This is a genomic window from Bacteroides congonensis (assembly GCF_900130125.1).
In the GTDB taxonomy this organism is placed as follows: Bacteria; Bacteroidota; Bacteroidia; order Bacteroidales; family Bacteroidaceae; genus Bacteroides; species Bacteroides congonensis.
In genome coordinates this window covers 1,261,106-1,276,434 of record NZ_FQXY01000010.1, presented here as the reverse complement: position 1 = coordinate 1,276,434, position 15,329 = coordinate 1,261,106, and the positions used below count along the sequence as shown (strand labels likewise).

7 protein-coding genes are annotated in these 15,329 nt (G+C 38.0%); all 7 read right to left on the bottom strand.

From position 1 onward, the window contains the following. Positions 1 to 61: 61 nt before the first annotated feature. Complete coding sequence (locus BQ7997_RS25790) at positions 62 to 1,900, bottom strand: formylglycine-generating enzyme family protein (protein ID WP_083589265.1); 1,839 nt, start codon at positions 1,898 to 1,900, stop codon at positions 62 to 64. Positions 1,901 to 1,922: 22 nt separating this feature from the next. Then, complete coding sequence (locus BQ7997_RS16085; protein ID WP_073347214.1) at positions 1,923 to 3,740, bottom strand: RagB/SusD family nutrient uptake outer membrane protein; 1,818 nt, start codon at positions 3,738 to 3,740, stop codon at positions 1,923 to 1,925. A gap of 12 nt (positions 3,741 to 3,752) precedes the next feature. After that, positions 3,753 to 6,761 carry a SusC/RagA family TonB-linked outer membrane protein gene (locus BQ7997_RS16080; protein ID WP_073347213.1) on the bottom strand — a complete coding sequence of 1,003 codons (3,009 nt, stop codon included), beginning with the start codon at positions 6,759 to 6,761 and terminating at the stop codon, positions 3,753 to 3,755. 34 nt (positions 6,762 to 6,795) lie between these two features. Continuing rightward, positions 6,796 to 8,511: a RagB/SusD family nutrient uptake outer membrane protein gene (locus tag BQ7997_RS16075; protein WP_073347475.1), complete on the bottom strand. Its 1,716-nt coding sequence runs from the start codon at positions 8,509 to 8,511 to the stop codon at positions 6,796 to 6,798. A gap of 11 nt (positions 8,512 to 8,522) precedes the next feature. Next, positions 8,523 to 11,651: a SusC/RagA family TonB-linked outer membrane protein gene (locus tag BQ7997_RS16070; RefSeq protein WP_073347212.1), complete on the bottom strand. Its 3,129-nt coding sequence runs from the start codon at positions 11,649 to 11,651 to the stop codon at positions 8,523 to 8,525. Positions 11,652 to 11,664: 13 nt separating this feature from the next. Continuing rightward, positions 11,665 to 12,096: a DUF1735 domain-containing protein gene (locus BQ7997_RS16065; RefSeq protein ID WP_235817307.1), complete on the bottom strand. Its 432-nt coding sequence runs from the start codon at positions 12,094 to 12,096 to the stop codon at positions 11,665 to 11,667. A gap of 277 nt (positions 12,097 to 12,373) precedes the next feature. Beyond that, positions 12,374 to 15,328: a glycosyl hydrolase 115 family protein gene (locus tag BQ7997_RS16060; RefSeq protein WP_073347210.1), complete on the bottom strand. Its 2,955-nt coding sequence runs from the start codon at positions 15,326 to 15,328 to the stop codon at positions 12,374 to 12,376. Between the last annotated feature and the right edge of the window lies 1 nt (position 15,329).

Below are 15,329 nucleotides of genomic sequence, written 5' to 3'. Positions count from 1 at the left end.
TACAAATAAGAAGGTAGCACTATATATACCATTAGTGCTCCTTCTTCATCAATTCACTCATTTATAAACCAACAGGAAGTTTCTCCATTACAAAACGGAAACCATTATGATTACCGGCATCTCCTTTGTTTTGATTACAACCACGTGTATAAACTTTTAAATAAGCCGGATGTCTAAAACTTCCTCCACGCACAATCATTTTACCATCTGCAGTCAGTTTACCTGCATTTACAGGATCTACAGCTATTTCACCAGCATGCACCCCATAAAAATTCCAATCAAAGAAATCTCTACAATATTCCATTGCATTACCTGTCATATCATAAAGCCCAAGCTCATTCGGCTTCTTAGTTCCCACTGGGGCAGTACTATTATTAGTAGAAACAGAGACTTCACTAGAATTATTACTTCCACTATACATATATCCTTGGCTCTTATTACCACCACGAGCAGCATATTCCCACTCTGCCTCACTCGGTAAACGTACCTTTACGCCCAATTCCGCAGACAACCATTCACAATATTGTTCGACAGCAGGCCAAGTTACATTAACAACTGGATTTCTATTCTTTCCTGCACGAGGTTTATATACCAAATTCGGAGCCGTTCCCGTATACTCAAAACTCCAAGCATTAGTACTACTATTATGCAATGCTTTAACAGGTTGTGTCCGACTATTTCTACTCTGATATACATTCAGAAATACACACATCTGTTCTACCGTTAACTCATATCTACACATATAGAAATCCTTTGATATTTGCACTTTATGTACAGGTTCCTTACCCATTGTTTTATTATCAATCGGCGAAGCTTCTGTATCAGTGTTCGGGTTACCCATATCAAAAACACCATTTTCAACCAAAACCATATCTTCCAAAGTCATACCTGGAACAATATCTCCGGTACGAGTCGTAAACTCCACAGGAAGACCATAAAAAACTCCATCAGAATTTTTTGCATAGGCACGGACATAATACGTATGACCTTTTTCCAGTCCACCAACGATAGAATAATATGAGCCAACACCTTTATCTATCTTTTTAAAAGAATCACTCTCAATAGTTGGTGTCGGAGTGGAGCCCCAACAAACACCACGTTCTATTGTTGCAGAACCTGCATCCATCAAAACCTCACCATATAAATAAGCACTTTGATAACCAGGGAATACATCTCCGGTTTTAACAAAATTCATTGTTGTAAACCACACAGTCTCACCATACACAAGGCTTTCTTCTGTTTTGAAATAAGGCCGAACTAAATAATGCGTATTCTGAGAAAGATTCTCCAAAAGTGCATCAAAAGCATATCCACCTGCGTCAGCAACAACTGTTTTTCCATCAATTGTCGGCTCGTTATCTACAGGAGGTATCGGCTCAGTATCCGTTGCGGTATAACACACTCCATATTCCAAAACCTCAGAACCGCCATTATCCGCAATTTGCATTAATGCGGTTGCTGTAGTCGGAGTTATTTTGGTAATGCCATCAATCACACACCATCCATCACCAGGAATATCTTTCGTCGTAAACTGCAATTCGTTTCCATAGTAAATAGAGTTACCATCACTCACATAAGCCCTCACATAATATTCAGTTGTAGGCTCCAGTCCCAGCAATTGTAACATATATCCATTTTCATCTGTAACTTTCGATGTTTCCACTTTATTATCCTCTATAGTAGGAGAAGAAGACTCACTCCAACAAAAGCCTCTCACCATACCTTCAGACAGAGTACCCTTCACTATATATCCACTCACAAAGGCCGTAGTTTGCCCGATCTGAGCAAATCCCTGTGTGGTCACTTGTATTGATGATTCTACAATTTCATCCTCCTTGCATGAAGTAACAAACAAAGTTATCAGCGTGACCATCAAAAATAAAAATATTCTATTTTTCATATCATTTCATCCTTTAAATTAATTACTCTACCACACGCGGTGACCACCCCCAGTTCTGAATCAGATTCTTATTCTTATTTATTTCTGATTGTGGAATAGGTAGCACATTCATGAAGTCTTCATAACTACGTTTTTCCATTTCCCTGACATCATATTCTTTCGTTTTATCATCATCTTTTAAAACAATATCCTGTTCATGAACCACTCTTTGTGTTTCCGGACCAATCATCCAACGACGCACATCCCAAAAACGATGTTCCTCAAATGCAAACTCCACACGACGCTCGTTCCGAATTAATTTACGTATATTGTCCTGCGTCAATTCCCAACCACGATTTGCAAAAGTGGTACGCACATCCGGCATCCCAGCCCGAGCACGCACTTCTGATATAGCCCAACAAATCGCATCATCAGGAGCTAAACCAGGTTCGTCATAATACTCATTCAGCGCTTCTGCATATAACAACAAGATATCGGCATAACGAATGATTGGATAAGAGTTAGGAACAGTTACATTATTAGTTGGATTCAAATCTTTATCCATAAACTTCTTTAAGAAAAAGCCAGTACGGGAATATCCACGAATATAATCTTTTCCCCATGGTTTATCTGAGTCGATATCACGTCTCCATGTCTGAAATTCTATACCACAGAAAGTCGCTTCATCATACCATATCGTAGCATCCAAACGTGGATCACGTCCGGAAAATGGATGTAATGGACGAAAACCAGAACCTTCTTGCTCAGGCAACATACCATTTTTCATTTCATATGCTGCCACTAAGTCTTGAGTAGGTAAGTTATAACAAACCGGACTTCCTTTACCACGGACAAGCATAAAATTAAAGGGCAGATTATTATAATATACATCAATCGAAGGTCCCTTCAGAAAGGGGAATATGGACTCCTCTACTGTATTGCGGGTTACGAAATAGGTCTCATAAGCTGATTTTGTCCCATTTGTCTTCTTATACAAACTATAACGCCCCATATCTATCACGGCTTTTAATGCTTTAGCTGCATCATTCCAACGCTCTTTATTATACTCCTCATAGCGCCATAGCTTTCTATTAGAATCCTTAGAATCATAATCTGGATAATCCGAAGGCCGATTATATAATGGACTAGCCGCTAAAACAAGCACCTTAGCTTTCAAGGCTAATGCTACACCATCATTAGCACGCCCGAAGTTATTGCCAGCCCAATCTTGATTCACACTTTTAAATATTGCAATAGCAACATCACACTCCTCCAATATGTATTTTACACATTGGTCAAAAGTGGCCCGTTCTGCCTGTTGCAACTCGGGAGAGCCAAAGTGCAATGTGTGGTCCAAAATAGGTACCCCACCAAAATGCTTCAGCAACTCCGCATAAAAAAATGCACGTAAGAAAATTACCTGCCCGCGCAAATACTCCAAATCTACCCTAGTTGCTACCCCCGGCCTTTCTTCGATATAATCATAATTCTCTAAAAACTTATTACATGCACGAATAGCTGCATAATATTTAGACCAGATACTCCCTAAAGGTACACCTTCAGCATTCCAGTTTCCATTGTTGAACCGTTGCGCATCAGAATCTAACGAACGAGCTTCCCCATTATCTGTTGCACAATCCAAATATGCCCCTCCCCATGAACCGGGAACTTCAGCACCTTTAGGTAGCGAATAATAAATATCATTTACAAAATAACGTGCATATGTAGGATCTTTAAATACATCCTTCTCATATAAATCTCCTACATCTTCTTTATCCATCAAGGAAGAGGCGTCTAAACATGAACTCAGAACCAACATGAAAAGAGTCAAGCCTAATATCGTATAAAGTTTTATTTTCATATTTGACAAGTTTTAAAATTTAAGATTCAATCCCACACTATAATTTCTCATCTGTGGATAAGAAGTATTTCCTCCGTCATTAGACTCTGGATCATATTCTTTGAACCCTACAAATGTAAACAAATTTGTTCCACTCACATAAATACGAGCTGATGTTATCTTAGCTTTCTTTGTCCAAACAGAAGGTAATGTATAACCTATCTGCACATTCTTTAAACGAAGATAATTCCCATTCTTCAACCAAAATGTAGATAGCCTGTGATTCTGTTTAGAAGTAGTCGGAGATAAACTTGGATAAGTAGCATGTTCCTTATTCTCCGGTGTCCATCTTCCTAAATGATGTTTCATCACACTCCCTGTATTAGTGAATTCCCAATACCCGTATCCATTAACATAAAGATCAGTAATAGCAGCACCCTGAAAGAATAATTGCCAATCAATACCTTTCCAGTTACCACCCAAAGTCAATCCATACATTATCTCAGGCAAACGAGTTTTTCCAATCGGAGCTACATCATAACTATTAATCATGCCATCACCATTTACATCACGATATTTCAAGTCTCCTAGTTTCAAATTACTGGAAAAACTAGATGGCAAAGCATCAATTTCTTCTTGAGTATTATAAAAGCCATCAACAATCATACCAAAACGCTGATTGACCTTACGACCAATCCCGGAAGTCCATGAATAAGTTTGAGGTTCTTCACCTTTCTTCAATACCTTATTACGTGCAAACGACACATTTCCTTTGATATAATAAGCAACCTTTCCTATCTTATCATTAAATGAGGCATCAAATTCAAATCCAGAATTACGAACTTCTCCCAAATTCTGAGGAGGAAATCCCTTAGTACCATCAGTAGCTCCCAGCATACCATAAATAGTTGATATTGAACGATCGTAATCAAGGATATTCACTCTTTTTTCTGTAAAGGCATCTATAGTCACTGCTAATTTACTATTAAAGAAACGCATATCAATACCCACATTCAATTTACGAGCACGTTCCCAAGTTACATCTACATTTCCTTCTTTTCCTTCATAAATACGGTTTTCCGGATTATTATCAATGCCAAACGAAGGGCGATTGGAAGTCAGCATAGGGTATGTTTGCAAATAATAATATTTTTCAGATCCTATTTTATCATTACCGACTTCACCATAAGCACCACGAATTTTCATGTAATTGAAAATCTTGCTGTCTTTATTCCAAAATTTCTCTTCTGAAACGACCCAACCCAAAGAAAAAGCAGGGAAGAAACCATATCGTTTACCTTCAGCAAACTGAACCGATCCATTATAACCAGCATTAAACTCGGCCAAGTACTTATTTTTATAACCATAAGTGATGCGCCCTACATAGTTTATATATCCCGTAGGCAACGCTGCATTATTATATTGGCTCAATTGATTAAACGCTAACAATCCTGTAATAGCATGAGAACCAAATTTCCTGTCATAGTTAACTGCAAATTCTGTTGTTATATTCCTCCGATGAGGTCCAGCTGAAGTATCTATCCTAATTGGAGTTTCCTCACTTACAATCACATATTGTCCATCTTTGGTATATTCCCACAATTCCGGACGTTCTGTTAAATCTCTTCGAGATGCCATAGTAGATACAAAACCAAACATAGCTCTTGCCGAAAGTCCCTTAGTGACAAAATCCAAATTCTGTTTCAGCTTTATCACTGCCTCGAACACATTGCGTTTCGAGTGATTATAACCATATCGGGATAATGCTGCATAAGGATTTACCACATTCAGTTTACCACCATAAGTTCCATCCGGATTCACATAATTCAAATAATTCGGCGGCAAACGAACCATAGATTCATATAAACCTTTTTCAGCATCATTATCATGTCTTTCTTCCAATCTTCCAGAAAGATCTACCCCAAATACAGTAGTCTTCGTTACATTAAAGTCCAAATTGGTACGCATACCATAACGTTTGAAATATACATTCGAATTATAATCATTGTTGTCAAACGTTTTATAAATACCTTGTTCATCCACATAATTAGCTGACACATAATAGCGGACAAAAGGAGTTCCACCACGCACTGTCAGATTATATTGTTGTTTTGTACTAACATTCTTCAACAAATCACCAATATAATCATTATCCGGATGCGTATAAGGACTAGCTCCTGTACGATACATATCTAAATCATGAGCACTATATTCCGGAACTTCACCTACATTCATCAATGCTTCGTTTTTTAAACGTGCAAAATCATAAGAGCCCAACTTTTCAGGTAAATTAATTGGAGTATTCATTGTGAACGATGCCCTCAAGTCAACCACAGGTTTACTTGCCTCACCACGTTTAGTCGTGATCAATATAACTCCATTAGCTCCACGCACACCAAATACAGCCGTAGCAGAAGCATCTTTTAAAACAGAAAAACTTTCAATATCTTCCGGATCAATCTGCGAGTAATCACGTTCCACTCCGTCAACCAGCACCAATGGAGATGAAGTACCGGAATTATAACTAGCAACACCACGGATATACACAGATGCGTCATCATCCCCCGGGCGTCCACCTGGAGATCTGGAGATTACTCCAGCTATTCGACCTCCGATAGCCTGTGTCAGGTTAGTAGTTCCAGTACTTTGCAATTCTTTTGCATCAGCAGTAGAAATAGCGCCTACAACAGAAGCCTTCTTTTGTGAACCATATCCTACTACCACTACCTCTTCCAAACTAACGCCGGACTCCAGCATTTTTACATTTAACTTCCTCTGTTTACCTATTGTTATTTCCTGATTCTCGTATCCTATAAAAGAAAAAACCAGAATACTTTTAGGACTTGATACAGTAATTCTAAAATTACCATTTACATCACTAATAGCACCATTTGTAGTGCCTGTTTCCACAATGTTCACTCCCGGCATAGTTTCATCGTTCATATCAACAATTGTACCCGTAACCGTAAATGATTGAGCGTATAACGAGCTGAATACCCCGCTCGCTATTGCTACTATTAAGGTTAATAAAAACTTCTTCATGAATTTGTTTTTCATTTAATTCTACAATACTGAATTACCAACCAGGGTTTTGAATTAACGCCATATTCTTGTTCATTTCGCTCTGAGGAATCGGATAATAATAACACCGTTCAGGGAAAATCCGATCTTCCACTTCAATTGGATTACTATAAACAAACTCTCCCTTATTGTCATCCTTTATAATTTGTACACCATGAACAGGACGATTCAATACAGTTTCAGCTTCTCTCCAACGACGTAAATCAAAATATCGTATATCCTCAAAAGCTAATTCAACAGTACGCTCTCGACGAATAATAGTACGCATTTCTCCTTTCGTCTTATTCTCGACTGGAGGTAAGCCTGCTCTTGAACGTACCAAATTAACATAGGTATATATCAATTCATCATCTACCATTTCATCATCAGATGTTGTATAATATTCATTTGCCGCTTCTGCATAACTCAGCAAAATTTCAGCAAAGCGTAATATAGGCCAATCATGGTAAGTATTCTTTTCGACACCTGAAATTCGAACTTCCGGATCCAAATGTTTACGCAAAGTATATCCGGTAACACATCCCTTTGCTGTAGAATTTAATGCTGTATAGTCTTTTCCTCCAACATATGTTTCAACTTCATTGTCCCACCATGAACTACCATTATAAAGAACAGATGCTTTAAACCGCTCACATCTGTTTTCCCACGGTTTCTGTGGATCGTAAGCAGGATCATCTTTGGGTAATTTTCCACTCTTCAATTCAAACATATCGATAAATTCTTGCGTCAAACTAGTATTTCCCGTAGCTCCTGGATAGCCTGCAGGACCATTACGTTTCTCTACATTATTAGTCATTCCTTGCATCCTCATGATAAGCAATTCACGGTTTCCTTCACGAGTGAAAAAAAGTCGTTCATAAGAAGGATAAAGTTCATAGGCAAGAGTTCCGTCCGGTAACCTTAAGTTAATTACATCATATGCCGCATTTGCCGCACGCTCCCAACGAGCACGTTCAGGCGATGCATAGCGTTGCAACTCGGTTGTATTAGCTATTGGTGATTCATTAAACAAGGGACTGGCAGCGTAAAGCAGAACTCTGGCTTTCAACCCTAAAGCGGCTCCTTTCGTTAAACGTCCATAATCATTGTCCGGATAACGTAAAGGCAGTCCTGCAGCAGCCTCGTCACATAAACGAACAATATATTCCACACACTCCTCAAAGGTATTACGAGGAATATTGATATCACCTCCTTCAAATAGTGCATCCATAATAGAAATTCCTCCATAACGCTTCAACATCTCATAATGTAGTATTGCCTTATGCAATTTGGCTTCGCCAATATACTGTGCCATTCTTGCTTCCGACAAAGTCTCGCAATAATGAATGTATTCCAAAACAATGTTTGTCTTACGTATCAACTGATAAGTCTCCGCCCAACGTGCGTCTTTATTACCTCCCGATCCAGAATGAAAAGTAGCACGTGTAAAACTATTAACCTCTGTATTAGTACTTATAGGAGAAAGTACTCCCAAATCTGTTACACAATCGAAGAAACTATTTTGGTTAGCAGAACCTCCGCCAAACCGATTATATCCTCCTAAGCCTGTATTCAGTCCAACATACAGCTCATTTACAAACATCTCTACCTTTATACTATCCTTAAAGGCTATCTCCGGTGGCATTCTCTCTAATGGGACCTCGTTTATTGCATCATAACAAGAGGATAATAATGCCAAACCAGCAAATAATATCATTATCTGTTTTTTCATATTCATAACTATTAAAATTGAAGACTCAAACCAAAGCTTGACACTTTTTGTACCGGATAATTACATGCCCCTGGTTGGCTCTCCGGGTCAATAACACGCATATTATGCCAAGTAAAAAGGTTGTATCCTGTATAAAAAATACGTGCCTTTGAGATTTTGACTTTCCGAGTCCAGTTCTGCGGAAGCGTATAACCGATTTCCAAAGTTTTCAATCGAAGGAAGTTTCCATTGTCTTGCCAAAAATCCGAATCCAAACGATTATGAGTTCCTCCTAATAGAGATAAACGAGGGTATTTAGCTGTGCGCCAAGTTGAAGGATCTTGCGGATTATAACGATTTTCCAAATGGTACTTCTGCACACTACCGCCTCCCCATTCATTTCCATTTCCAGCTTCATTCTTAAAAGCCATAATATTAAGGTCACCATATGTATAGTCTCTATTAGCTACTCCCGTAAACAGAGCCTTTACATCAAACCCTTTATAAGCAGCACCAACAAAAAAACCATAACTCCATTCTGCCAAATTTGCATCTCCAATTTTACGCTGGTCCTGTTCATTAATAACACCATCACCATTCAAATCACGATACTTTATATCACCCGCATATGCAGCTCCAGAATCTGTCTTTGGACTATTCAGACGATCCTGTTCATCAAGATAAAGCCCATCCGAGACATAACCAAATAAATCATTTATAGAGTTTCCTGTTCGTTTTTGGTAATCATATGGATATGGTTGTTCATCGTTAAATAGAATCGTATTATCAATAAAACTAAAATTACCCCCTACTGTCCAGTAAAAATCTCCCCTTCTATCAGCGTAAGCAATACGTGCCTCATATCCTTTGTTTTCCGTTTTTCCGATATTTTCCAAAGGACCTCCAAAGCCATACCCCGAAAGAGTAGATACAGTATAACGAGTCGTTAATATCTGTGATGTTTTTTCCTTAAAATAATTAAATCCTAAACTTATACGATCTTTCCATAAACGAATATCAGTACCAAGATTTAATTTCAATGACTCTTCCCAAGTTACATTAGGATTGAACACACTATTTTCTCCCCATCCACCAACATTAGATCCATTTACACCAAAATGATAGCGGCTTGAACCTTTATTGGACATGGTAGGTAAATAATAAAAATAAGGGAGTCCATCATCAGTAGCTGTCAATCCATATGAACCATAAAATTTCACAAAACTCAGCAAATCATTTCCAATAGTATTTTTCACGAAAGGTTCTTCCGACAAAACCCACCCCAATGAAACTGCAGGGAAAAAGCCATAACGGTTCTCCTTTGGTAATTGTTCCGTCCCCTGATATCCGAACGAGAACTCAGCCAAGTAACGAGAATCAAAAGCATAAGACGCACGTCCAAATAGTCCTTGATGATAATTAGCCATTCGTTGCGTATCCGTAGTCTGCTGATTACGATTAAAAGTCAATAATCCTGAAACATCATGTTTCTTTCCAAATATACGCGCATAATTCACTCCTGCCTCTACATCAAAGATTCTAACTTTACTGTCACCGAAAGAATTATTATTTACTTGCTTACCAGGTTCACCCCACGTAGTGAATAAATCTTCACCAGTAGCCACATCTTTACCAGTATACTCATATACCATATATGCTTTGCTACGATCAATTGTGTTATCAAAACGAGCATCGAAGGCTAATGAAGCATATACACTTAAGCCCTTGGTAATAAAGTCCAGTTTTTGATTTGCCTTCATTGAAGCTTCCATGGTACTGTGAATATATTTTGAATATCCACTATGATTCAAAATACCATAAGGATTCTTGCGATAATCATTTGTACCCGCAACCTTATCTGGACCATAATTCAACGGGAAAATATTAGCAGGAAGCGAATAAAGCGTCTTAAACAGCGCGTCCGCACTCATTGACCCCCCTGGGTTATTCCTCAATTGTTGCCGTCCGAAAAGATCAACAGACAATAACAAGTCTTTAGTCAATGACACATCGACATTAGAACGAACCGAGTATGCCTGAAAGTTTGCATTCGTATTATAAGTGTTCAAACCGGCAGTCTTATACAAGCCATCATTATGAAGATAAGAGAAATTTACAAAATATTTAGCTTTAGAACTTCCTCCCTGAATACTTAAATTATATCGTTGAGCAATTGTCTGCTTTTTCATGAGTTCACCAATCCAGTCTACATTCGGATGAGTATAAGGAGATTCGCCACTCATATACAAATCAAAGTCTTCTTGCTTATATACCGGCTCTGCCCCCGGATTGTCATTAAGAAAAGCTTCATTATACAATTGTGCATAATGATACGAGTCTAGATATTCCGGCATTTGTGTCGGTTTTGAAATACTCAATTGCGCATTGAAACGTATAACCGGCTTTCCCTCTTTACCACGGCGAGTAGTAGCCATAAATGCTCCATTAGCCCCCCTAAGTCCCAAAATAGAAAGAGAGCCTGCATCCTTGTATACCGAAATAGATTCTATTTCATGTGGATCGAGCAGAGAGAAAGAGCGCAAATGTCCATCCACATATGCAACAGGAGAACCACTGCGCCAAGAACGCTGCCCACGCACGTACAAACTAGCGTTATCCGCTCCGGGCAAACCAGTAGTTTGAATTGTTTGAACCCCCATCATCAAACCGGCAATTGCTGCATTTTGAAACATGACCGGAACATTTTCTATTTGTTCCCCACGCACTGTTTCTACAGCCGTTACTAGCCGAGACTCTTTCTGTGTACCATACATTAAGTTTATGGTTCTATCTTCATACTTTTCTACGGCTTTAAAAAGAGTCAGACTCAAGTCCCTTTTTTTCCCTACTTGAACAGTGGCCTTTTCATATTCATCTAATGTAAATATGAGACTTGATTCTTCATCAGGTACGGCAATCGTAAATCGCCCTTCTTTATCCGTAAGAACAAACCCTAAATTTTCTTTCACATCTACCAACACATCTTGTAATGCTTCACCTTTAGGGTCAACGACTTTACCTCTTATTATTATTTGCTTCTTTTTCTGTGCAAATACATCCGAGGCATAAAAGCTACAATTACAAAAAACAACAAAACAAAGCAATTTTAAAAAAACAGTTTGTTTTGACAATAAGTGAAACTTAATACAGTTTTTCATCATCTATAAGGCTAAATTATTGTTTTTTTATTCCAAAAAAAAGATAGCTATGCTGTGGAGCCAGCTCATAATGAGAGACCGATTTCATATACAAAGGCAAGACATATCGTTTTGCCGGATCTAAATTGGTCGTATGAAAAACGACTTGCAGATCCCCCCTAGTAGTATTTTCCTTTATTACTGCAACCATATCCGCCGGAGTAATTTCATAACTATCTTCAGGGAGTAATTCATAATCAGCCAAAGAAAGATCTTTCGCTTGGAGTCTCCTTAACGAATCAGTTGCCAAACCAATAGAGACTTTCACATCTTGAGGTACAGGAATACTTCCCCCACAATACGCCCCAATAACAAAGGTCGTATCTTTCTCATAATTAAAGTCAGCAACAAAAAAGTCGTTTTTTTCTGCCCGCGTGGCTAGCGGGAAATAGATCTTTGCATACTGCATCTGCTCATCATCATTACAACTGATAAACAGTAGTGCGCACAGCACAAATATGACCGTGTTAATCCTCATAATACAAGTTAACCATTTATAATTAATAATCGAATTATTTCACAAGCACAAAAGTATGGTATTTGATTATTTGAGAATGAAATAAACATCCCAATAAATAGAAAATATGTCTCAAAAAGCATCTATAAGATATAAAGAAAGCTACGTGTAGCACTACACGTAGCCTTCCCGTAAGTCATTATTAATTTTTATATATAATTCGAGACTTTTATTTCGCCTTTGTCGGCCTTGGTCCTAAATATGAACGTTTCATTCCTCCAAAATCCAATACAACTTTCTGCAATACAGTACCGGCGTCACCACACAAAACTTTTACTGTATGTTTTCCCGGTTTATTAATATGCAATGTCGTTTTATTAATACGGCAATTTTTCAAAGCGCTCTCATACCAAATTTGCGCATACTCGAAAGAAGAAGTCGAGGGGTTCATTACTGGACCATCATCAATACATACACCATATCGTGTTTCAATATTAGTAGCTTCATGACCTGCATAACCCTTATCAGCAGCCAATGTAAAGGTTGGCAACACATAAGTATATACATCCACCGATCCTTGCCCGAAAGTATAGAAGTCATATTCAACTCTCGGTACAATACTACTTCCTGTTCTTTGCATAGGTGCAATAGGATTACCTAATTGAACAGAAGCATTTTCAAAGCCTAAATTAGGAATTGTCATAATCTTAATAGCGTCATTCTCTACCTTTCTATGATAATCAGCCGCATTTATTGAGACATATCCATTATGTTCGACAAACAAAGTATCCATTTCTGCTACTGAAGGAGAAACAGGATTAAAAACAGAGACATATATATTTTCTTTTCCCACACCATCAGCAACGACCTCAATCAGACCAGAGATACGTTCTCCCGACGGCACCTTTGCCCAATCTACAGAAACCCATATCCGATCTTCAAAAGCCGTACTTCCTTTTTCCTTATTTACTTGTATCCAATTTTCTGAGGTTTTAATATTCCAGTTCAATAAGCCCTTACCTTTATTAAAGACATCAAAGAAATACGATTGACGTAAATAAGTATTAAACGCAGGCAACATATGAAAACTACTTTTTCCTTTCAACACATCTTCCTCTTCTATCCACACTCCTAAAGAAGGAGTATCGGACAATGTTACCGTCTCCAACTTAGGTAACTCAAAATAGGAAGCAGCAAATCCTTGACGTGTTGTCATTATATGATTCCATTTTCCATTCAACAAAGAATTATACCCTTTAGTAATCGTTTGCAAACTATCATAATAAACCTTTACCTGATTTTTTAATTCATTTGCCGCTGCTCTTTGTTGCAAAGCATACCATCTATTTTTCTGCCCATTCAGGATCATTTTATTCATCAGTTCACAACCTTTCACCGGATAATAAAGCAATTGATAAAAACCTGCTTTCTGTTCTTCCGGCAGTTCACTCAAAATACGCTCAACCTTTGCCCCAATACGGTCATAAGCAGCTAATCGTGAATCCGCTTCCTGATAGTTGACAAATGAAAAATCCGTATCTGTATTACGTTCTTTTCCATGCCTATTAGTTGACCACTGATATCCCCATCCCATAAACTCGGGCTTACGAGAAAATGCCTGGTGATAAAACGTATTCGTTATATCTACAAAATCATTATAATATTTATTACCAAACATATTGGACAACCAGCGAGCCTGATAAAGAGAAACATTATCATAACTAAATGAATTAATATCATAGGCCATTGTCAAGAACAGATCCATAGAAGATTCGCATGATTTTATATCCCCGACATTCAACAACCAAATCCTGTCAGCCGTTGCATCATAAGCCTTGCGAAGCTCTTCATACATCAATGCCGGCGGAGTAGTACTCATCCACAGATAATCGTGAGGCTTACCCAAATAAGAAACATGATAATAAACTCCAGCACGCCCTGAACGCTTTTGCTCGCGAGGACTACTTAAACGCTTCATATATCCATAATTATCATCCGGCCAGATGATAGTTACATCCTCCGGCAAATCCAAACCGGCACTATATACATCCAACACCTCTTTATAAGGAGTGAAAGCTTGCGGAATTTCATTAGCAGGCTTTTTAATAACATCAACCAAAAGCTGACGCTGATCTTTTAAAGCCTCACCCAACATCTTCACACGCTCCTTCATATCATTACTTCCTCCCATCGCTTTATCGTGAAGTCCGCGTAAAGCAAGCGTATAGACATTCTCATAAGGAGAATTTTCTGTAACACGCTGCTTTAACACCCTGTTAAGTGTTTCTTTGTTATTAACATAATCCCACTCTCCCATTGTTTTCTTATCCCATTCACTAGCATTATTAAACAATAATGGTTCACAGTGTACAGACCCCATAACAATAGCAAAGCTGTCGGCAACCAGTTTATTTTCTGGTATTTTATTAAATGCAGTAGAAGCCTCGTGCATTGCCGGACATAAATAATTAGCTTTCAAACGCAAAAGAAGTTCACAAACCTTGGCATACGTTTTAGGACCAATATTTCCACGTTCTTTTTCAAATGTATTCTTTGCCCAACGTAATAACCCCCAGTCTTCATCATTAATAAAAATACCACGATACTTCACCGTAGGTTCATTAGAGACTATTTTATTTACTTTAAGATTTAGTTCTGCATGTCTGGCTACAGGAGCATCCGCCCACCAATACCAAGGAGAAACACCTATTATCTCAGATATAGAAAACAATCCATAAGCAGTACCACGACGATCACTACCAGCAATAACTAAAGCCTTATTTACTCCAGGGAAAGGATTACGAACGACTTCTATCAAATAACTCTCCCATCGATTTTCTAATGCCTTGACATCTAATTTATTTTTAGCAACTAATTTGTCTATTAATTCATTATGTCCAAGTGTTCCTACAATGATACTATTCGAAGCTAACTTATTTTTTGTAACTTCTACTTGTATTTTCTTTCCAGTCACTAATTGCACATCATTTGCAAACAAATTAGCAGTTTTTTTTACCACTTCAAAGTCTTGTTCATCAAAATAAAGATGGGCATTACTTTTCCGATTTATTATGCTAAATTCGTTAGTTTTTCTGCTACCTTCAGTCAAGACTACTTGACCAAAGGTAACAGGCATACAAACTATTGCAGCTAACCCCCATAATATCAATCTCAATTTTGTCATA